17 protein-coding genes are annotated in these 20,727 nt (G+C 42.8%); 12 read left to right on the top strand and 5 right to left on the bottom strand.

Annotation, left to right across the window (positions count from 1 at the left end; translation table 11 throughout):
• Window positions 1–394 precede the first annotated feature (394 nt).
• The 5 genes from E2491_RS02365 to E2491_RS02345 all read left to right on the top strand — a co-directional run bounded on the left by E2491_RS02365 (window position 395) and on the right by E2491_RS02345 (window position 7,365).
• A complete protein-coding gene (locus E2491_RS02365; RefSeq protein ID WP_134372137.1) occupies window positions 395–2,161 on the top strand; it encodes an ABC transporter ATP-binding protein in 1,767 nt (588 codons plus the stop codon).
• On the top strand, window positions 2,158–3,969 hold the full coding sequence (locus tag E2491_RS02360) for an ABC transporter ATP-binding protein (protein ID WP_134372135.1): 1,812 nt from the start codon (window positions 2,158–2,160) through the stop codon (window positions 3,967–3,969). Before E2491_RS02365 ends, E2491_RS02360 begins: the two co-directional genes overlap by 4 nt.
• 230 nt (window positions 3,970–4,199) lie before the next feature.
• Entirely contained in the window at window positions 4,200–5,543 is a 1,344-nt protein-coding gene (locus tag E2491_RS02355) for a cytochrome ubiquinol oxidase subunit I (protein ID WP_134372133.1), read from the top strand.
• Between the two features lie 78 nt (window positions 5,544–5,621).
• Window positions 5,622–6,635, top strand: coding sequence for a cytochrome d ubiquinol oxidase subunit II (locus E2491_RS02350; RefSeq protein WP_134372131.1), 1,014 nt, complete (start codon window positions 5,622–5,624; stop codon window positions 6,633–6,635).
• Window positions 6,636–6,699: 64 nt separating this feature from the next.
• A complete protein-coding gene (locus E2491_RS02345) occupies window positions 6,700–7,365 on the top strand; it encodes a potassium channel family protein (protein ID WP_134372129.1) in 666 nt (221 codons plus the stop codon).
• A 371-nt stretch (window positions 7,366–7,736) separates the two neighbouring features.
• On the opposite strand, the gene rnjA is transcribed toward E2491_RS02345, so the two are convergent.
• The 3 genes from rnjA to def all read right to left on the bottom strand — a co-directional run bounded on the left by rnjA (window position 7,737) and on the right by def (window position 10,483).
• On the bottom strand, window positions 7,737–9,404 hold the full coding sequence (gene rnjA, locus E2491_RS02340) for a ribonuclease J1 (protein ID WP_134372127.1): 1,668 nt from the start codon (window positions 9,402–9,404) through the stop codon (window positions 7,737–7,739).
• Window positions 9,405–9,407: 3 nt separating this feature from the next.
• Window positions 9,408–9,617: a DNA-dependent RNA polymerase subunit epsilon gene (locus E2491_RS02335; protein WP_134372125.1), complete on the bottom strand. Its 210-nt coding sequence runs from the start codon at window positions 9,615–9,617 to the stop codon at window positions 9,408–9,410.
• Between the two features lie 311 nt (window positions 9,618–9,928).
• Window positions 9,929–10,483: a peptide deformylase gene (gene def / locus E2491_RS02330; protein ID WP_134372123.1), complete on the bottom strand. Its 555-nt coding sequence runs from the start codon at window positions 10,481–10,483 to the stop codon at window positions 9,929–9,931.
• A 174-nt stretch (window positions 10,484–10,657) separates the two neighbouring features.
• Between def and E2491_RS02325 the strand changes: the two genes are divergently transcribed.
• The 6 genes from E2491_RS02325 (at window position 10,658) to E2491_RS02300 (ending at window position 17,939) form a co-directional block, all read left to right on the top strand.
• On the top strand, window positions 10,658–11,308 hold the full coding sequence (locus E2491_RS02325; protein ID WP_166805766.1) for a YkyA family protein: 651 nt from the start codon (window positions 10,658–10,660) through the stop codon (window positions 11,306–11,308).
• A gap of 396 nt (window positions 11,309–11,704) precedes the next feature.
• Window positions 11,705–12,817, top strand: a complete 1,113-nt coding sequence (gene pdhA / locus E2491_RS02320) for a pyruvate dehydrogenase (acetyl-transferring) E1 component subunit alpha (RefSeq protein WP_134372119.1) — start codon at window positions 11,705–11,707, stop codon at window positions 12,815–12,817.
• Window positions 12,818–12,820: 3 nt separating this feature from the next.
• On the top strand, window positions 12,821–13,798 hold the full coding sequence (locus tag E2491_RS02315) for an alpha-ketoacid dehydrogenase subunit beta (RefSeq protein WP_134372117.1): 978 nt from the start codon (window positions 12,821–12,823) through the stop codon (window positions 13,796–13,798).
• A 108-nt stretch (window positions 13,799–13,906) separates the two neighbouring features.
• Window positions 13,907–15,241: a dihydrolipoamide acetyltransferase family protein gene (locus E2491_RS02310; protein ID WP_134372115.1), complete on the top strand. Its 1,335-nt coding sequence runs from the start codon at window positions 13,907–13,909 to the stop codon at window positions 15,239–15,241.
• Window positions 15,242–15,245: 4 nt separating this feature from the next.
• A complete protein-coding gene (lpdA, locus tag E2491_RS02305; protein ID WP_134372113.1) occupies window positions 15,246–16,655 on the top strand; it encodes a dihydrolipoyl dehydrogenase in 1,410 nt (469 codons plus the stop codon).
• 432 nt (window positions 16,656–17,087) lie between these two features.
• Window positions 17,088–17,939, top strand: coding sequence for a polysaccharide deacetylase family protein (locus tag E2491_RS02300; protein WP_244093844.1), 852 nt, complete (start codon window positions 17,088–17,090; stop codon window positions 17,937–17,939).
• Window positions 17,940–18,107: 168 nt separating this feature from the next.
• Here E2491_RS02300 and E2491_RS02295 read toward each other — a convergent pair whose 3' ends face one another.
• Window positions 18,108–19,577, bottom strand: coding sequence for an aminotransferase class I/II-fold pyridoxal phosphate-dependent enzyme (locus tag E2491_RS02295; RefSeq protein WP_134372288.1), 1,470 nt, complete (start codon window positions 19,575–19,577; stop codon window positions 18,108–18,110).
• A gap of 168 nt (window positions 19,578–19,745) precedes the next feature.
• On the opposite strand from E2491_RS02295, the gene E2491_RS02290 reads away from it, so the two are divergent.
• Window positions 19,746–20,018 carry a UPF0223 family protein gene (locus E2491_RS02290; protein WP_134372109.1) on the top strand — a complete coding sequence of 91 codons (273 nt, stop codon included), beginning with the start codon at window positions 19,746–19,748 and terminating at the stop codon, window positions 20,016–20,018.
• A gap of 57 nt (window positions 20,019–20,075) precedes the next feature.
• Here the strand turns inward: E2491_RS02290 and E2491_RS02285 are convergent, their stop codons facing one another.
• Window positions 20,076–20,711, bottom strand: a complete 636-nt coding sequence (locus tag E2491_RS02285) for a YktB family protein (RefSeq protein WP_134372107.1) — start codon at window positions 20,709–20,711, stop codon at window positions 20,076–20,078.
• Window positions 20,712–20,727: the final 16 nt, after the last annotated feature.

Raw genomic sequence — 20,727 nt, 5'->3', positions numbered from 1 at the left:
TTCTATCTAAATCCGCCTTCAAAACACCGGAAGGAAAGGGAATACTATTTGCAGATCTCTATTCTGCACTCTTTATTTTTGAAAAACCTCAAAAGTGCAGGGGGCAGCCGTAGACTCCTGCGGCAGAGGAGCGAAGGATGCCCCCTGCACTTTTTTAGCTAAATGATAACTTATGTGAAAACTTAGAGGTCGGCCACTAGCGAAGGATGGTCCCAGGCCGGCTCTTGCTAATACGATCTCAGTCATCCGACTGATCATTTTTATTTCGATATCCTATATAATCAACAAGTGTTAGAAAATAAACAAATGAGAAAAAATTCAAAATAAAGGTGGAAAAATATTTCGATTACCGATATATTTAATAGTATGTTTTATCAGGAGAGGGGGAAAACACTTGGATGTTTTTCAGAAATTAAAAGAGTTTTATTGGCCTCATAAACGTCATTTTATTATTTCTATTATCTTTCTATTTGTAATGACGCTCATCACGGTCGTTTATCCGGTCATTCTTCAATTAACCATTGATGAAGTGGTCGGTCAGGGCAGGTATGAGATCGTACCATATCTGGCATTTGGTTTCATCGGGCTGATGGCTGTAAAAGGGGTAGCGACCTTTATTTCTCAATATAACGGAGATTTATTTGGGATCATTTCTGTATATGATTTGAGAAAGCGCTTATATGATAAGCTTCAGAGCCTGCCTTTTCAGTATTACGATAATGCGAAGACCGGGGATATTATGTCACGTCTGACCGCGGATGTGGAAGGTTTCCGCTTTTTCCTTTCATTCGGATTTGCAGAATTGATCCGGCTGATTTTACTGCTTGTTGTCACAACGGGACTTATGCTTTATTATTCAGTGCCTTTGACGATTGTGACGATGATTTCAATTCCCTTTTTAGCGATCGCGGTATATAAGTTTGATAAAAAAGTTCATCCTGCGTTCCGTGGCGTCCGTCAGTCATTTGGACGGCTGAATACGAATGTTCAGGAGAATATTAGCGGGATCAATACGGTTAAATCACTTTCGAGAGAGGAACACCAGATCGGAAAATTTAATTCTTCAAATGAAGATTATAAGGAGAAGTATATTTTCACTTCGGATGTCTGGGCAAAGTATTTTCCACTGATGGAGTTTCTCGGGAATGTTAGTGTCGTTCTGCTGCTTGGATACGGTGGATTTCTTGTAGTGAATGGACAGTTGACGCCAGGTGAGCTTACCGCTTTTTACAGTCTGGTTGGATTTATTATCTGGCCGATCATGAACCTCGGTTTTACGATTAACCAGTTTTCACAGTCCAAAGCATCGGGTGAAAGACTGCTTGAAATTCTTGAAGCGGAAGAAACCATAAAAGAACCAGAGCATGCCATTGAAATGAAAAACACAGATGGAGAAGTTGAATTTGACAATGTGACGCTTCGCTATACTGAGGATGATGAAAAAGCGCTGGACCAGGTTTCCTTTAAAGTGAGAAGCGGACAGACGGTTGGTCTGATCGGGGCAACGGGTTCAGGAAAGACGAGTATTACACAGCTGATGACACGCTTTTATGAACCAAGTGAAGGAAGCGTACTGATTGATGGTAAAAACGTTAATGAGTACACTGTCCAGTCTTTAAGAAAAAATGTTGGTTTTGTCCTGCAGGAGTCATTTCTGTTTTCATCAACTATCAAATCGAATATTGCATTTGGGAATCCAGGCGCGACAATGGACCAGATTGTTGAGGCAGCAAAACGTGCGCAGGCTCATGATTTCATTATGGAACTCCCTAAAGGCTACGATACGATGCTCGGTGAAAGAGGACTCGGATTATCAGGCGGGCAGAAACAGCGGATTGCGATAGCGAGAGCGATCTGTCTTGATCCGGGGATTTTAATTTTGGATGATGCGACGAGTGCGGTGGATATGCAGACTGAATTTGAAATTCAAAAAGCATTAAAGGAAGTTATGCGTGGAAGAACAACCTTTATCATTGCGCACCGGATTTCTTCATTAAAGCATGCTGATGAAATTTTTGTTTTTGAAAATGGACGCATCACCCACCGTGGAAAACATGATGAACTGATCAAAACAGAAGGACAGTACAGAAGAATTTATGATATTCAGTATAAAGATCAGATTGAACTGGCGGCCAGTATGAAAGCGGGGGCAAGCCGATGAGTAAAGCGTCAAATGCAAAAGAAAGATTTCATTATTCCACCGATCAGGTGATTGAAAAGCCGTTTAACTGGCTGCAGCTTTGGAGGCTGCTGCATTATTTGAAGCCTTATACAAAAAAGCTCCTGCCTCTTTCCGTTTTAATGGTGTTAATTACGACTGCAGTCCGGCTTGTGATTCCGATTATGATCGGGATTTATGTGATTGACGAAGCGATCATGTCAAAGGATGGGGATTTGCTTCTCCAGCTTGTTGGTGTCATCGCAGGGCTTTATATCATTAACTATGTAGCCAATATTTTCAGAATAAAATGGATGAATATACTCGGTCAAAGTGTAATTTATGATTTGAGAAAGCATTTATTCACGCACGTACAGTGGCTGAGTAACCGTTTTTTTGATCAGCGTTCGGCGGGATCCATTCTGGTCCGGATTATGAATGATATTAACTCCCTGCAGGAATTGTTTACGAATGGGGTTATTAATCTGCTGATGGATGCATTGATGCTGATCGGGATTTTTATTATCCTGTTTACAATCAGCCCACAGCTGGCACTTGCCGTCATGATTGTTCTGCCACTGATGTTTTTGATCTCAACTAAGCTGAGAAAGAAAATCAGGCGTTCATGGCAGACGGTGCGTCTGAAGCAGTCAAAGCTGAATTCTCACCTGAATGAAAGTCTTCAGGGAATGCGTGTAACACAATCTTTTACGCAGGAAAAAGAAAATGCAGCCTATTTTAATGGTGTAAACACTGAAACGTTTGAAAGCTGGCAGGATGCGACGAAGAAGAATGCAACCTTCAGGCCTCTCGTTGAAATGACAAATGCAGTAGGATCAGCGATTCTCATCTGGTATGGTGCCTACCTGATTCAAAGCGGCAGTCTGCAGATCGGTGAATTCGTTACGTTTGCCTTCATGGTGGGCATGTTCTGGGAGCCGATTTCGAGACTTGGTATGGTCTATAACCAGCTGTTAATGGGGATGGCATCTTCTGAACGTATTTTTGAGTTTCTGGATGAAAAGCCAAACGTCGCTGAAAAAGAAAATGCTGTTGAGTTAAAAGAGATCAAAGGGAAGATTGACTTTGATAATGTTGAGTTTGCCTACACAGAAGATCGAAAGGCATTAAATAAGCTTTCACTGTCTATTAAAGCCGGTGAAACCATTGCGTTGGTTGGTCACACAGGATCGGGTAAAACGACGATTGCCAACCTTGTTACCCGCTTTTACGATCCAACTGCCGGTACTGTTAAAATGGACGGCCATGATCTGAAAGACGTGTCTTTAAGAAGTCTCAGATCCCAAATTTCGATTGTATTGCAGGATACGTTTATTTTCTCGGGTACAATTAAGGATAATATCCGGTTTGGTTTCCCTCATGCAACGGATGAACAGATTATTGACGCTGCCAAAGCAGTTGGGGCACACGGTTTTATTGAGAGGCTACCTAAAGGCTATGAAACGGAAGTAGAAGAACGTGGAAATATCCTATCGGTGGGAGAGAGGCAATTAATTTCATTTGCCCGTGCACTGCTTGCTGATCCGAGGATTATCATTCTGGATGAAGCAACAGCCTCTATTGACACTGAAACTGAAGTGATCATACAGAAGGCACTGTCCACTCTTCTTGAAGGACGTACAGCAATCATTATTGCGCACAGACTGTCAACTATACGGGATGCTGATAAAATTTATGTTCTCGATCACGGGAACCTGATGGAATACGGTAATCACCAGGAGTTAATGGTGCGAAAAGGCATTTATCACGGTTTGGTTCAGTCTCAGTTCACGATGCAAAAAGAAGCTTAAATGAAATTTTGACAAATTTATAAACGGAAAAGCCCTCTGATTCATTTCAGAGGGCTTTATTCGTTGATTTTTTTTGTGAAGGGGATGTATACTTATATCAAATAGTTTGTGAAGGATGTCACAAAATATTCATGTTCAACATATCACAAACATTCTTCCAGTTACATTGTGATGATCTCTTAGTGGTATAGTAAAGATAATAACAAGTTGGAAATCGGGAGGGAATACCAGTGCTAGATTTAGATGGCGTTACGCTCACCAGGCTGCTAACTGCAGCAACATTAATGTTTCACGTTATTTTTGCAACCATAGGTGTCGGAATCCCGGTCATGATTGCCATTGCGGAGTTTTTGGGTATTAAGAAAAATGACCCTCATTATCTTCTGTTGGCAAGACGATGGGCGAGAGGGTTTACGATCACGGTAGCAGTGGGAGTTGTGACCGGAACAGCAATTGGTCTGCAGCTGTCATTACTGTGGCCAAGCTTTATGCAGCTTGCCGGACAGGTAATCGCACTGCCGCTGTTTATGGAAACATTCGCATTCTTTTTTGAAGCCATTTTCCTTGGAATCTATTTATACACTTGGGATCGTTTCAAAAACAGATGGCTACACTGGCTATTGAATATACCGATTGTGATTGGAGCTACTTTATCAGGTTTCTTCATTACAACGGTAAACGCATTTATGAATACACCGCAGGGATTTGATCTGCTTGATGGAGAAGCGGTAAATATTGATCCGCTGGCAGCGATGTTTAATCCTGCAACACCGACAAAGGTATTTCACGTTTTAACATCGAGTTACATGACATCAGCATTGATTCTTGCTGCCATCGCGGCATTTATGATTTTGAAGAAAAAAGGCAGCTTTACTTACCATAAAAAAGCGCTGAAATTGACGATGATTGCGGGTCTTATTTTCACAGCGGGTACAGCGCTTGCAGGTGACCTTTCAGCTAAGTTTCTTGCTAAAGAGCAGCCTGAAAAATTAGCTGCTGCTGAGTGGCACTTTGAAACTGAATCAAATGCAGATCTTATCGTATTTGGTACGATTGATGAAAATAATGAAATCAGCAATGAAATACGAATTCCGGGGGCATTGAGTTTTCTTGCCGGTAACTCATTTGATACTGAGGTAATTGGTTTAAATGAATTCCCTGAAGAAGAAAGACCGCCTTTATGGGTACACTATGCATTTGACCTGATGGTTTCGATCGGAATGTACTCTCTGTTTATCGCTGGAATTTTCGTTCTGTTCAGCTATATCAAGCGATTTAATGAACATAATAAATTCCTGCTCATGGGGATTGTGGCGAGTGGTCCACTGGCGATGCTGGCAGTTGAATTCGGCTGGGTATACGCAGAAGTTGGGCGTCAGCCATGGATCCTCAGAGGCATTATGACAGTGGATGAAGCAGCGACCACTTCAACCTCAGTGGGTATTGCATTCGGATTGTTCCTTGCACTGTACGCTGTACTTGGATTCTTCTGTGTCCGTGTTTTGCTGAAGATGTTCAGAAACAAACCAGCAGAAGCAGAGCTTGAACAGCGTTTCCCTGGAGGTAAGCTTTAACACAGGATGACAACTGATTCTGTATGAGCAGAATCAGTTGTTCCTGTGCTTATACATAAATAGATGGGAGGGAATTTCATGAGCTTGGAAGTCATTGGGATTTCGGTATTGTGGCTCTTTTTATATGGATATTTAATTGTGGCATCGATTGATTTTGGGGCCGGTTTTTTTGCTTACTATGCGAGGGTCTCAAAACGTGAACATATTATGAGTAAATTAATCAGCCGTTACTTGTCACCTGTGTGGGAAGTAACCAATGTATTCTTTGTTTTTTTCTTTGTCGGTCTTGTCGGGTTCTTTCCTGACACAGCCTACTACTATGGAACAGCACTGCTCCTGCCTGGATCAGTAGCAATCATATTAATTGCGATCCGCGGATCTTTTTACGCATTCGGAAATTATGGATCAAAAGACAATACCGTTTATCTGTTTTTATACGGTGCAACAGGGTTATTGATACCGGCAGCTTTATCAACATCATTGACGATTTCAGAGGGAGGATATCTTGAAGAAACGTCTGAAGGTGTTGTCTTCCTGGCAGGTGAACTTTTTACCAGTCCGTATTCATGGAGTGTAGTTGCGCTGGCGATCGTTTCTGTTCTATTTATCAGCGCAGCTTTCCTGACTTATTATGCGGATCGTGCCGAGGATGTTGATTCACGTGCCATCATGAGAAAGTTTGCACTATGGTGGAGTGCACCAACGATTGGAGCGAGTCTTCTCGTTTTTGCGGGACTGCGCGATCATAACGTGGAGCACTTTAGAAGAGCTCTGGATTTATGGTGGATGTTCGGACTTTCTCTATTATTTTTCCTGATTGCTGCATTTTTAATTTACTCAGGAAAAAGATACGGTACAGCGTTCATCATGGTTATGCTTCAATTCTTCTTTGCATTTTTTGGTTACGGGGCTTCGCACTTACCATATATCCTGTACCCTTATATCACCATTGAAGGAAGTGTTGTTAACGAAACCATGGGAACAGCGCTCGTCATTGTCTTTATACTCGGTCTGTGCCTGCTTATTCCGTCTCTATACCTCCTGATGAGGCTATTCCTTTTTGATGCAGACTACGTAAAAGGGAAAAAATAATTTCATTTTCAGAAATTTCCTGTGATAAAATAAGAGCAGGATTCAGAAAGTGGAGGAATGGGTTGTGAAAAAAGAATTTGTAGTCATCGGCCTCGGCCGATTTGGAGGCAGTATTGTACGTGAACTTGTTGAGCAGGGCATGGAAGTTATGGCCATTGATAAGTTCGAGGATAAAGTCGACGAATTCTCAAACATTGCCACACATGCGGTAATGGCAGATTCAACGGACGAATCAGTTCTCAGAAGTCTTGGGATCCGTAACTTTGACCATGTCATCGTAGCAATTGGTGATGATATTCAGGCCAGTATCCTAACAACACTGATGTTAAAAGAAATAGGTGTTAATAAAGTAACGGTCAAGGCTCAAAATGACTATCACGAAAAGGTGTTGCGCAGAATCGGTGCAGATAAAGTAGTACACCCTGAACGTGACATGGGTAAACGTATTGCACACAACATCGTCTCAAATAACGTACTCGACTATCTTGAACTGTCTGATGAACATTCCATCGTTGAAATCGCCGCCAACAGCCTGCTCATAGGTAATACAATCATTGAGCTCGATATCCGAGCAAAATACGGAATTAACATCGTAGCGATCAAAAGGGGAGACAACATCATCGTATCCCCACAGGCGAACGATGTCATCGAAAAAAATGATATCCTTATCGTCATCGGAGCAGATAACGATATCAACCGCTTCGAAAAACGCGTCATGCAAAGCTCCTGACAAAAACCGGACCACAATCAACATCACGTGGTCCGGATTTTTTTGTGTGGTAAGGAGCGGAGAACTTTCGATCCACAAACTGTGACAGTGGAGTGAAAGGTGAGACAGCTAAGGTTTAAAGCACAGACCCAACGAGTTGCCGTGGAGGATGCGAACCTCCCCGTTATCAATGCGTTTTATAAATAAATAGTTGAAAAAAATACACAAAGGGCCTGCCTCAACCGTAGACTCCTGTGGCGGAAAGGGTCAGGTGAAACCGATTGTGCGAAGCGCAAGCGGGTTCACCGCCCAGCCACGGAAAGCGAAGGTTGAGGCAGGCCCGATTATTTATAATTGAAAAGGGAGACTGCACACAATGCAGTCTCCCTTTTTTATACTTCCATAATAATCGGTAAAATCATCGGACGGCGTCTCGTCTTTTCATAAAGGAAAGGCTCAAGCGTGTCCGTAATCTCATTCTTAATCTCAGACCATTGACTCGTCTTATTCGAAAGCACCTTATTCAGATGCTTCTGCAGCAAATACTGCGCCTGATGAATAAGTTCACCGGATTCCCTCATATATACAAATCCGCGTGAAATCAGGTCCGGACCTGAAACAACTTTATGCTCATTCAGGTTCAGGCTGACTACGACAACGACAAGGCCTTCCTCAGAAAGAATTCTTCTGTCGCGAAGAACGATATTTCCGATATCACCAATTCCGCTGCCATCAATGTATACATTTCCGGATGGGATCTTACCTGCAACCGATGCCTCTGTACTGCTTAGTGCAAGAACATCGCCATTTTCCATGACAAAACAGTTTTCCTCAGGAACATCACAGTCAACAGCAAGGTTTACGTGCATCTTCTGCATTCTGTATTCACCGTGAATCGGCATAAAGAATTTCGGCTGAATCAGACGCAGCATCAGCTTCTGCTCTTCCTGAGAGCCGTGACCTGACGTATGGATATCGTTCAATGAACCGTGAATGACATCAGCGCCGGCGCGATACAAAAGGTTAATCGTCCGATTTACGCTGATGGTATTTCCAGGGATCGGTGATGAAGAAAAGACAACTGTGTCCCCGGGGATAATCTGAATCTGACGGTGTGTACCATTCGCAATTCTTGAAAGAGCTGCCATTGGTTCCCCCTGACTTCCGGTACAAAGAATGACGACTTTGTCCGATGGAAGTCTGTTCAGTGTATGTGCATCAATAAACGTATCTTTTGGTGCATTTACATAGCCGAGTTCATGTCCGATGTTAATCGCATTTTCCATACTCCGGCCGAAAACAGCTACCTTACGGCCGTGTTTCACAGCAGCATCAGTTACCTGTTGAAGTCGATAAATATTAGACGCAAACGTAGCAAAAATAATTCTTCCATTTACTTTCTGGAAAATATTATCGATGCTGTCACCAACCTTGCGTTCTGAAAGCGTGAAGTTTGGAACTTCACTGTTAGTGCTGTCTGAAAGAAGGGCAAGTACACCTTCCTTTCCGATCTCAGCCATTTTCGTTAAATTGGCAGGTTCTCCAACCGGCGTGAAATCAAACTTGAAGTCTCCGGTATGAACAATGTTCCCTGGAGGAGTTTTTACTACAATTCCATAGGAGTCAGGAATACTGTGCGTTGTTCTGAAAAAGCTCACGGCTGTTTTTCTGAACTTGATGACATCATCTTCTCCGATTGGATGAAGTTTCGTTGTGCGAAGCAGTCCGTGCTCTTCAAGCTTGTTTTTAAGAAGGCCTAATGCAAGCTTTCCACCGTAAACAGGTACGTTAACCTGTCGGAGTAAGTATGGAATTCCACCAATATGATCTTCGTGGCCATGCGTAATAAATAATCCTTTGATTTTATCTACATTTTTTTCTAAATACGTGTAATCAGGGATAACATAGTCGATTCCAAGAAGATCGTCTTCGGGGAATTTAATACCGGCATCAATCAGAATAATTTCATCCTGAAACTGAACGCCGTACGTGTTTTTTCCGATCTCTCCCAGTCCGCCGAGGGCAAACACAGCAGTCTGGTCATTTTTTACAAATTTCATTTATTAAAGCTGTTCCAGACGGTAATTTTCATGGTTTTGTTCATATTCCAAGTATTTGCCCTCTAACTTTTGAACAAGTTCAATATTGTAATTACGACCGCTTAGCTTTTTACGTACTTCTTCTTCAGTCTCTGCCTCAACATAGATTGCCTTTGTTTTCTCTCTTACCGGCACCTCTGTTGCTTCTTCCTGATAATACACTTTAAAAATCATTGTTTATTCTCTCCTTCTATATAAAGTACTAAAAAGCGGATAAATTCCGCTCTTATTATCATTTCATTTATCAGTATAACCAGCTTTAACATAACCTTTCCCCGAACATAAAGAACAGCCCTCCTGAAATGAAGGGCTTACAGGGACTCAGGCAATTGTCTTTTTACGCAGCATGTCTCTCCACTGTCGTGCAAGCTTTCGTTTAAGCTTCTTCAACATCGCGGATCACTCCTTACCTATATCATACCTCTGTTCAGGCAATCTGTAAAGATAAGGTTCTTGACAAGGGCTTGTGATGAAATCGGTAAATACTATCTTTCAAGCGGTTCTGCATCAGCAGGTTCAAAGAAAGGATCCTTCTTATTAATATGGTCATAAAACATAATGCCATTCAGGTGATCCATTTCATGTTGCGCAGCAATGGCCGCAAGCCCCTTTAAACGAAGCTTAACTTCTTTACCATCCTGATCAAAGCCTTTAATCGTCACGCGGGAATAGCGCACGACGTATCCGGGTATATTTTCATCAACAGATAAGCAGCCTTCTCCGGAAGTCAGGTAAGCCTTCTCGACAGAATGACTGACGATTCTCGGATTAAATAAGGCGAAGCTGTATGTGCGGTTGCTTCCGTCTTCAAGATGCAGGGCAAACATCCTTTTGGATACATTGATTTGTGGAGCTGCAAGTCCGATTCCGGGTCTCAGCCCGTATTTCTCGGCAATGTCCGGATCCTGACTGTTTTTAATGTAATCCAGCATTGAAAGCAGTGTCTGCTTGTCCTCTTCACTGGGTGGAAGGGAGACTTCTTCTGCTTTTTGACGTAGAACAGGATGTCCGTCTCTAACGATATCTTCCATTGTAATCATATTGTTTATCCTCCTGTGCGTGTTTATACAGCCTGTTCCTAATCATATCAGATTTCGAGTAAACAAAAAACGTCAGTGGCTTTATCAGGACAGGAAAGTCGCTCAAAAGGGATTGAAGTTTAAGGGAATCATCTATATGATATTAAGTGTTATCAATTGAGGGGGTTACAATTCGTGAAAACATACATATTCAGCACTCTTTGCGTGTCTTCAATATTTTTAAGCGGCTGTGTATTCGGTTCACAGGCTGAAGAAGAGATAGGTGGAATTCTGGAAACCGCTGTGACAGAAGAAGAAGGCTATGTTCAGGCGCAGAATGAATTAAGAGAACTTGAGGCAGCTGAGCAGGAGCTATACAATGAAATCATGGCCTTAAGCATGGAAGAATTTGAAACAGTGAGTGAACTGGCTGATGAAGCGCTGGCCAATCTTGATGAAAGAGAAGAGCAGCTGAACGCTGAGGCGGAAGCAGTGAACCAGTCATCTGAAGTCTTTCAGGAGGTTGAACCTTTAATATCAGATTTAGAGACTGAAGAACTGCAAAGCCATGTTGAATCGATGGTTGAAACGATGAATGAACGTTATACAATACATGAAGACTTATCGGCAGCCTATGCAGAGAGCCTTGGCTTGAACCGTGAACTGTATAATATGCTAAAAGAGGAAGACCTTGAGCTTGAAGAGCTGGAGAATCAGATTACGCTTGTAAATGAACAGAATTCCATAATCATCGAACTGAACGATGATTTTAATGAAGCCACAACAGAATACAACGAATTGAAGTCAGCATTTTATGAGATGGCTGAAATCGAAACAGAAGAGTAGGGAGACCTGCTCTTTTTATATTGTCATTTTTGGTTGTCTATTCCGATTTGGTGAAGAAAATTAGACATATAACAGAGATAAAAGTGTTGAATTATACTAATACAGTTGGTTATTTTTACTGAAACAGATGTTAAATAGGATTGTTTTTATTTGGGAAAATAAGTGCGGGAATTCACATAGCACTTTATCGTTGACGTTAATAATCCTCTCATGTAAACTTTAAATCGTGAGTTAAGTTGTATTACTCCGAATCAGGCATGAAATAGTACAGAGAAACAAATTTAACCGTTTAGGTTTTCTGTGGCCTGATTTGTGGAAAAATAAAAAGTAATTGTGTTTTTTGGCGAAATGCCTCGCTCGAAAGATCAAACAAACCCGAAAGGATAGGTGGACTGAATGGCTTCTAAAAAGAAGACTCCATTTGATGCTGTAAAAGTATTGGAGCAAATCGAAGACAAATTTGAGATGTTCCAGATTCTAGATGAAGAAGGGAAAATCGTTAACGAAGATGCAATGCCTGACTTAAGTGATGAGCAGCTTCAGGAATTAATGAGCCGCATGGTTTATACACGTATTCTTGATCAGCGTTCTATCTCTCTTAACCGTCAGGGACGTCTAGGTTTCTACGCACCAACTGCAGGACAGGAAGCGTCACAGATCGCTTCTCATTATGCACTTGAAAAAGAAGACTGGGTTGTTCCTGGTTACCGTGACGTTCCTCAGATCATCTGGCACGGCCTGCCACTTGCACAGGCATTCCTGTTCTCACGTGGACACTTCAAAGGAAACAAATCTCCGGAAGGTGTTAACGTACTGCCTCCACAGATCATTATCGGAGCACAGTATATTCAGACAGCCGGAATCGCACTTGGTCTTAAAAAGCGCGGTAAAAAAGCAGTTGCCATTACATACACAGGTGATGGCGGTTCTTCACAGGGTGACTTCTACGAAGGAATCAACTTTGCGGGAGCATACGGTGCACCAGCGATTTTCGTTGTTCAAAACAACCAGTTTGCGATCTCTACACCACGTGATAAGCAGACAAAAGGTAGAACAATTGCTCAGAAAGCAGTTTCTGCCGGAATTCCAGGTATCCTTGTTGACGGAATGGACCCGCTAGCTGTTTATGCAGCAACGCGTGACGCCCGTGACCGTGCCGTTGCAGGTGAAGGTCCAACACTGATTGAGACATTATGCTACCGTTACGGACCACATACAATGGCTGGTGATGATCCAACCCGTTACCGTACGGATGATATGGATACTGAGTGGGAAAAGAAAGATCCACTAGTACGCTTCCGTAAGTTCCTTGAAGAAAAAGGACTATGGAATGAAGAGAAAGAAAACGAAGTAATCGAAAAAGCAAAAGAAGAAATCAAAGCTGCGATTAAAGAAGCAGATGATACACCAAAACAGAAGGTTACGGAATTAATGGACATTATGTATGAAGAAATGCCGTTTAACCTGAAAGAACAATATGAAATTTATAAAGAGAAGGAGTCGAAATAAGCCATGGCACAAATGACGATGATTCAGGCGATCACAGACGCTCTCCGCACAGAACTGAAAAATGATGAAAATGTACTTGTGTTTGGTGAGGACGTTGGTTTAAACGGAGGCGTATTCCGTGCGACTGAAGGTCTTCAGAAAGAATTCGGGGAAGATCGTGTATTTGATACACCTCTTGCAGAATCAGGGATCGGCGGCCTTGCAATCGGACTTGCACTAGAAGGCTACCGTCCAGTTCCTGAAATCCAGTTCTTCGGATTCGTATTCGAAGTAATGGATGCAGTGAGCGGTCAGATGGCACGTATGCGCTACCGCAGCGGCGGCAAATACAGCTCTCCAATCACAATCCGTTCTCCATTTGGAGGAGGCGTACACACGCCTGAGCTTCACGCAGACAGCCTAGAAGGTCTGATGGCTCAGCAGCCTGGTCTGAAGGTAGTTATCCCTTCAACGCCTACGGATGCAAAAGGACTTCTGATCTCTGCAATCCGCGACAACGATCCGGTTATCTTCCTAGAGCACATGAAGCTTTACCGTTCATTCCGTGAAGATGTACCGGAAGAAGAGTACACAATCGAAATCGGAAAAGCTGATGTTAAGCGTGAAGGTACTGACCTTACAATCGTAACGTACGGTGCAATGGTTCACGAATCATTAAAAGCAGCTGAGCAGCTTGAAAAAGACGGCCACTCAGTTGAAGTTATTGACCTTCGTACGATTCAGCCGCTTGATATCGAAACAATCATCAAGTCTGTTGAAAAAACAAACCGCGCAATCGTGGTTCAGGAAGCACAAAAGCAGGCTGGTATCGCGGCAAGCGTTGTAGCTGAAATTAACGACCGTGCCATTCTCAGCCTTGAAGCACCTGTTCTGCGCGTAGCAGCAGCAGATACTGTATTCCCATTCTCTCAGGCAGAATCAGTATGGCTTCCAAATGTTAAAGATGTAGTAGCTACAGCTAAAAAAGTACTTGAGTTTTAATTGAAACGGAGATCCATTCTCCGTTTTCCCTTTCCATAAAGAAATGATCACCATCGTGTGATATACGATATACATTTAAAAATTAATTTAAGCAGGAGGTTGAAGACATTGTCATTTGAATTTAAATTACCTGATATTGGTGAAGGAATTCACGAAGGTGAAATTGTAAAATGGTTCATTGCTGTCGGAGACAAGGTAGAAGAAGACGATGTACTTTGTGAAGTACAAAACGATAAAGCGGTAGTTGAGATTCCTTCCCCTGTTGCAGGAACAGTTGAAGAAATTCTTGTTGAAGAAGGAAGCGTTGCAGTAGTAGGCGACACGCTCATTAAATTCGACGCACCTGGCTATGAGGACCTTAAATTCAAAGGTTCTGACAGTGATGACGACGACAAGAAGGAAGAGCCGAAAAAAGAAGAGCCTAAGCAGGAAGAAAAGAAAGAAGAAAAGCCTGCAGAAGAAAAATCAGAGCCTGCTGCTGAAGCAAAACCTGCTGAAGATGTGGATCCAGACCGCCGCATTATTGCAATGCCTTCTGTACGTAAATATGCACGCGATAATGATGTGGATATCCGTTACGTATCAGGTTCAGCTAAAAATGGACGTATCACAAAAGAAGATATCGATTCTTACCTGAAAGGTGATACTGCTGCACCGGCAGAAGCGAAGTCTGAAGACAAGCCTGCTGAGCAGAAAGAAGAAAAAGCAGCGAAATCAACTCCATCTGTACCTGAAGGTGACTTCCCTGAAACACGTGAAAAGATGAGCGGAATGAGAAAAGCAATTGCTAAGGCAATGGTTAACTCTAAGCACACTGCACCTCACGTAACATTAATGGATGAAGTAGATGTTGAGAAGCTTGTTGCACACCGTAAGAAATTCAAGGAAATCGCGCTTGAGAAAGACATTAAGCTTACATTCCTTCCATACGTGGTAAAAGCACTTGTTTCTGCATTACGTGAGTACCCTGTACTGAACACATCACTTGATGATGAAGCACAGGAAATCATTCAGAAGCACTACTATAACATCGGTATCGCTGCAGACACTGAAAAAGGTCTTGTCGTACCGGTCGTTAAAAATGCTGACCGCAAATCTGTATTCGGTATTTCTGATGAAATCAATCAGCTTGCTGGTAAAGCGCGTGACGGCAAATTATCCGGTGATGAAATGAAAGGTGCATCATGCACAATCACAAATATCGGATCTGCCGGAGGCCAGTGGTTTACACCGGTTATCAACCATCCTGAGGTTGCAATCCTCGGAATCGGTCGAATTGCGGAAAAACCTGTTGTAAAAAATGGTGAAATTGTAGCCGCTCCTGTGTTAGCATTATCATTGAGCTTCGATCACCGTATGATTGATGGTGCAACTGCTCAAAATGCGTTGAACCACATCAAACGTTTATTGAACGATCCAGAACTTTTACTAATGGAGGCGTAAAACCATGGTAGTTGGAGATTTCCCTATTGAAACAGATACTCTCGTCATTGGATCAGGTCCCGGAGGATATGTAGCTGCAATCCGTGCAGCTCAGCTTGGACAAAAAGTGACAATCGTTGAGAAAGAAAATCTTGGCGGTGTTTGCTTAAACGTGGGCTGTATCCCATCAAAAGCGCTGATCACAATCGGTCACCGTTATGAGCAGGCTCAGCATTCAGACGATATGGGTATCGTTGCTGAGAACGTTAAAATTAACTTTGAGAAAGCCCAGGAATGGAAAGCCGGTGTAGTGAAAAAACTTACTGGTGGAGTTGAAGGACTTCTTAAAGGAAACAAAGTTGAAATCGTACGCGGCGAAGCTTACTTCGTTGACAACGAAACAGTTCGCGTAATGGATGACAGCTCTGCTCAGACGTACAAATTTAAAAATGCGATCATTGCAACAGGATCGCGTCCAATCGAAATCCCATCTTTCAAATTCTCAGACCGCGTTCTTGATTCTACAGGTGCACTTGCGCTTAAGGATATTCCTAAGAGCCTTGTTGTCATTGGTGGAGGATATATCGGGACTGAGCTTGGTTCTGCCTATGCAAACATGGGTACTGAAGTAACAATCCTTGAAGGTGCTGACGATATCCTTGGCGGATTCGAAAAGCAAATGACAACGATTGTTAAAAAAGGACTTAAGAAAAAAGGCGTTAACGTCATTACAAAAGCAATGGCTAAAGGCGTTGAAGAAACAGACAGCGGCGTAACGGTAAAGTATGAAGCTAAAGGCGAAGAAGTATCTGTAGACGCTGAGTACGTTCTTGTAACAGTAGGACGCCGTCCAAACACAGATGAAATCGGTCTTGATCAGCTTGGTATTGAAATGTCTGACCGTGGCGTAATCAAAACAGACAAGCAGTGCCGTACAAGCGTTGACAATATCTTCGCAATCGGAGATATCGTAGACGGACCACCACTTGCTCACAAAGCTTCTTACGAAGGTAAAGTGGCAGCTGAGGTAATCGGTGGCGAGAAGTCTGAAGTTGACTACCTTGCAATCCCTGCAGTATGCTTCACGGATCCTGAACTGGCAACAGTCGGATACAACGAAGCTCAGGCGAAAGAAGAAGGAATTGAAGTAGTCGCTTCAAAATTCCCATTCGCTGCAAACGGACGTGCACTTGCACTTAACCAGACTGAAGGTTTCGTTAAGCTTGTGACACGCAAAGAAGACGGTCTGATCATCGGTGCTCAAATTGCCGGTGACGGAGCTTCTGACATTATTGCAGAGCTTGGCCTTGCAATCGAAGCTGGTATGACAGCTGAAGACGTTGCAATGACGATCCACGCTCACCCAACACTTGGTGAAATTTCAATGGAAGCTGCAGAAGTAGCCCTTGGAACACCAATCCACATCGTAAAATAATGCTACACCAGCGGGACAACCCATACACGGGTTGTCCCGTTTTTTATACAAGATTTTGTGGAGTTCATTATACATTCTTCGTCAATCATGTTTAGGATTATTAGAGGGCATGGGGCATCCGAAGACTCCTGCGGCAGAGGAGCGACAGGTGAGACAGCGTAGCGCAGAGCGCTAGCTGGCTCACCGCGCGGCCTTAGAAAAGCGGAGGCGACTCGTCAAGCCCCGACAAGCATAAGACGAAAATGATAAGAGGGTTGCTCTTTACCCTCGTTCATTTTTGACTTATGACCTCGAGGGGCTAGTCGCCGCAGCTGGACAAAGGAGCGAAGGATGCCCCATGCCCGGTTTTATGAAAGAATTAAATTCCACCGGAAATGAAAGTAAAATCTATGCTACACTTGGTTTATACATATTGGAAAGGTGAGGTTACAGTTGGAATATTTAGTCCCTGCAGCCGTAACGGCAGTCCTGCTCACAACAGCCTGCAGTTCAAATGCGGAAAACACAACAGAAGAATCAAATACATCCGAAGAAGCACTTGAAACAGTGCAGACAGAAGACGTCGAATCTGCCGGGGAAGAAACGGAGCAGACAGAAGAAGCTCCTGAAGAAACAGAAGCTTTACAGGATGAACCGGAAGTGACTGAGCCTCAATATGAGATCAATCCAGCCATCTGGACCGTAGAAGCTTTAGGTGATGCTCCATCCAACGTCGTTCTTTTAACGATTGATGATGCGCCTGATCAGTACGCAGTTGAAATGGCTAATACGTTAAAAGAGAAAGACGCACCTGCTATCTTTTTTGTAAATGGTCATTTTCTTGATACGCCCGAAGAGGAAGCAATGCTGAAGGAAATTCATGAACTTGGTTTTCAGATTGGTAATCATACATATTCCCACCCGAATCTGAGGGATCTTACAGAAGAGGAACAGCGTGAAGAGATCGTATCATTAAGTGATCGCGTTGAAGAAATTATTGGGGAACGTCCTGTCTTTTTCAGGGCCCCATTTGGTGCAAATACAGACTTCAGTGAACAGCTGGCTGCACAGGAAGGAATGGTGCTGATGAATTGGACATACGGATATGATTGGGAAGCGGATTATCAAGATGCAGCCGCTTTACAGGATATCATGGTCAATACAGAATTTCTGACAAACGGGGCGAACCTGCTGATGCATGATCGGGAATGGACGTATGAAGCATTACCCGGTATCGTGGATGGACTTCGTGAAAAAGGATATGACATTGTGGACCCAGTGTTAATTAAAGGGATTGACCAGTAAAAAAGCTGTTGTATCTTTCAGGCATTTGGGTTAAAATAGCAGGGAAGCGCTTACAAACATATGGGGATGGGAGTAAGTGAAACGGCTTAGCGACGCAATTAGGTGTCCGTCATGAATAAAAAGGGAAAAAAGAGACTGAATGATGATTTCAGTCTCTTTTTGTTTTCTCTATTTAATAGCTCGATGCTCTTTAATGACCCGCAGTTTCTTAAGTGTTTCATCCTCCGGACCCTGTACTGGAAGTCCTGCTGCAATATTTTCATGGATATAATTCAGGTTTTCCTCCGTAATAATTTCACCCGGAATAAAAATCGGGATTCCTGGAGGATAGACCATAATAAATTCAGCACATATTCTGCCGGCAGTCTCTTCAATAGGTAAGAGCTCTGTTTCAGAATAAAAAGCATCACGTGGACTAAGTGCCAGCAGCGGGATATCCGGAAGCATCACTTCGGGAATATCAAAGTCTTTACCATGTCTGTACTCTATGGATAGTGCATGCATGGCCTCTACAAGAATTGACGCTTCATGCTCTGTATCGCCAGGCGTCACGATACATAAAATGTTATACAGGTCTGAAAGCTCAACTTCGAGATTATAATTCTTTCGCAGCCAGAGCTCTGCCTGATAGCCAGTGATTCCAAGTTCTTTAATAGAAATTATGATCTTTGTCGGATCGTAATCGAACGTTGCAGGTGTACCGAGAATTTCTTTCCCGATGCAGCGGATCTGTTCGATGCCGGATAATCTTTCCCTTATAGACTCAGCAAGTCTGATTGTCTGATCAATAAGCTCTTTTCCTTCCGTAGCCAGCCGTCTTCTCGCTGTATCCAGAGAAGCAAGGAGGGGATAGGAGGTGGAAGTGGTTGTCAGCATGCTTAAGATCGTTTGAACTCTTTTAGGAGAAACAAGCCCTTCCTTTACATTCAAAACCGAACTTTGTGTCATTGACCCGCCAAGTTTATGAACGCTTGTTGCTGCGATATCTGCTCCAGCCTGCATAGCTGATACAGGAAGTTCATCATGGAAATGAATATGAACACCGTGTGCTTCATCAACGAGAACCGGAACGTGGTTTGCATGTGCAATCTTCACGATTTCACGCAGGTCCGCTGCGATCCCGAAATAAGTCGGGTTAATGACCAGCACGCCCTTCGCATCAGGATGCTGTTCGAGTGCATGTGAAACGGACTCGGGTGTAATACCGTGAGAGATTCCAAGTTCTTTATCTACTTCCGGATGAACAAACACCGGGATTGCGCCGCAAAAAACAATCGCGGACATAACCGATTTATGAACATTTCGCGGAACAATGATTTTTTCGCCGGGACCACACACACTCATGACCATCGTCATAATTGCGCCTGATGTTCCCTGAACAGAAAAAAATGTATGGTCAGCACCGAATGCTTTGGCAGCAAGGTCCTGTGCATCTTTGATCATCGCCTTTGGCTGATGCAGATCATCAAGTGGTGCAATATTAATTAAATCAATTGATAAAATATTATCTCCAGCAAATTCTCTGAACTCCGGATCCATGCCTGCACCTTTTTTATGGCCTGGAATATGAAATTGTACTGGATTTCGCTCACTATGCTTTTTCAGTCCTGTAAAGAGCGGCGTATCATACTGTGTCAGTGTACGGTCTTCACGAAGTACATTTAATAGTGATGAAGGTGTGCTAGACAATTGAATATTCACCTCATTAAGGGTATTGTTACCTTATAGACAACAGAAGAATTATAGCATTTCCTGCAGTAAATGAAAATAAATCTCTGCGGGTGTTTTTGAAAGGAAGCGTGAAAAATGGAATATCAATACCCTATCTCAATGGATTGGTCGACTGAGGAGATCGTTGATGCTGTTAAGTTTTATGAAGCAGTGGAAAGGGCTTATGAGAAATCGGTCAATCGTGATGACTTTATGAACCTTTACAGACGGTTTAAAGAGATTGTTCCCTCAAAGTCAGAAGAAAAAACCATAGACAGGGAATTTAGCGAAATGAGCGGTTACTCAATTTACCGAACTCAAAAAAAAGCCCGTGAAACGGAATCGGGACAAAACTTTTCTATGAAATAAAAAGCGGCCGGTTACATGGGTTCACTTATGTGAGTCCATGATAACCGGCCATTTTATTTATTTCTGCTGGGCAGTCAGCGCAAGCTTGTATAAAGGAATCAGTTCTTTAAATGTTTCTTTAATGAGTGGAAGAAGCTGATCAGGATCTGAGACGATGTCGGACTCTTTGTCGATTTTTCTTCCGGCAAGAAACTCAGCTTTTTTAATATTTTCAAATCGTTCAAGCACGTGAAGAAAATCTCCTTCATTCATTTCACTTATCTTCTTCGCCTCTTTTTTCGTGTGATCCACTGAAATCCAGCCATCCTCAGGTAAAATCTTTACGATCTGATCAAATGATTCAATCATTTCCCTCGCGATTTTCTGCTTTTCAGGCAGCTCATAAATAAAGGCAACCCAGATAAACAGATGATCATCCCATAATCCAACCTGGAAGTGCGGCAGTTTTTTATAACCCCGTTTATTAGGTGAGACAGCCATCCAGGTATCCTTTGGAGGATTGACAGACCGTCTGGCATGCTTAGCGATATGAAGATAAAGTTCTTCGTCCAATTCCCGCTCCAGGTATGGCACCAGCTCTTCTCCAAGTGATCTGAATACAGGCTGAATACGTTCTCTTATTAACTCCATTCTTTCATCAAGACCGGGAGTAAGAAAGACATCAAATTCTTTTTCTGTAAATGCAGTTTTCATGAAAAAAACCTCCGTG

This window comes from Jeotgalibacillus sp. R-1-5s-1, from assembly GCF_004405105.1.
Taxonomy (GTDB): Bacteria; Bacillota; Bacilli; order Bacillales; family Jeotgalibacillaceae; genus Jeotgalibacillus.
Note: the sequence above shows the minus strand (reverse complement) of the source record. Positions and strands in the feature narration are given on the sequence as shown.

Bases quoted from the DNA above. Each gene is read 5' to 3' on its own strand.
- E2491_RS02360 (WP_134372135.1), top strand. From the start codon at position 2,158: ATGAGTAAAGCGTCAAATGCAAAAGAAAGATTTCATTATTCCACCGAT.
- E2491_RS02350 (WP_134372131.1), top strand. From the start codon at position 5,622: ATGAGCTTGGAAGTCATTGGGATTTCGGTATTGTGGCTCTTTTTATAT.
- rnjA (WP_134372127.1), bottom strand. From the start codon at position 9,404: ATGAAATTTGTAAAAAATGACCAGACTGCTGTGTTTGCCCTCGGCGGA.
- E2491_RS02335 (WP_134372125.1), bottom strand. From the start codon at position 9,617: ATGATTTTTAAAGTGTATTATCAGGAAGAAGCAACAGAGGTGCCGGTA.
- def (WP_134372123.1), bottom strand. From the start codon at position 10,483: ATGATTACAATGGAAGATATCGTTAGAGACGGACATCCTGTTCTACGT.
- pdhA (WP_134372119.1), top strand. From the start codon at position 11,705: ATGGCTTCTAAAAAGAAGACTCCATTTGATGCTGTAAAAGTATTGGAG.
- E2491_RS02315 (WP_134372117.1), top strand. From the start codon at position 12,821: ATGGCACAAATGACGATGATTCAGGCGATCACAGACGCTCTCCGCACA.
- lpdA (WP_134372113.1), top strand. From the start codon at position 15,246: ATGGTAGTTGGAGATTTCCCTATTGAAACAGATACTCTCGTCATTGGA.
- E2491_RS02290 (WP_134372109.1), top strand. From the start codon at position 19,746: ATGGAATATCAATACCCTATCTCAATGGATTGGTCGACTGAGGAGATC.
- E2491_RS02285 (WP_134372107.1), bottom strand. From the start codon at position 20,711: ATGAAAACTGCATTTACAGAAAAAGAATTTGATGTCTTTCTTACTCCC.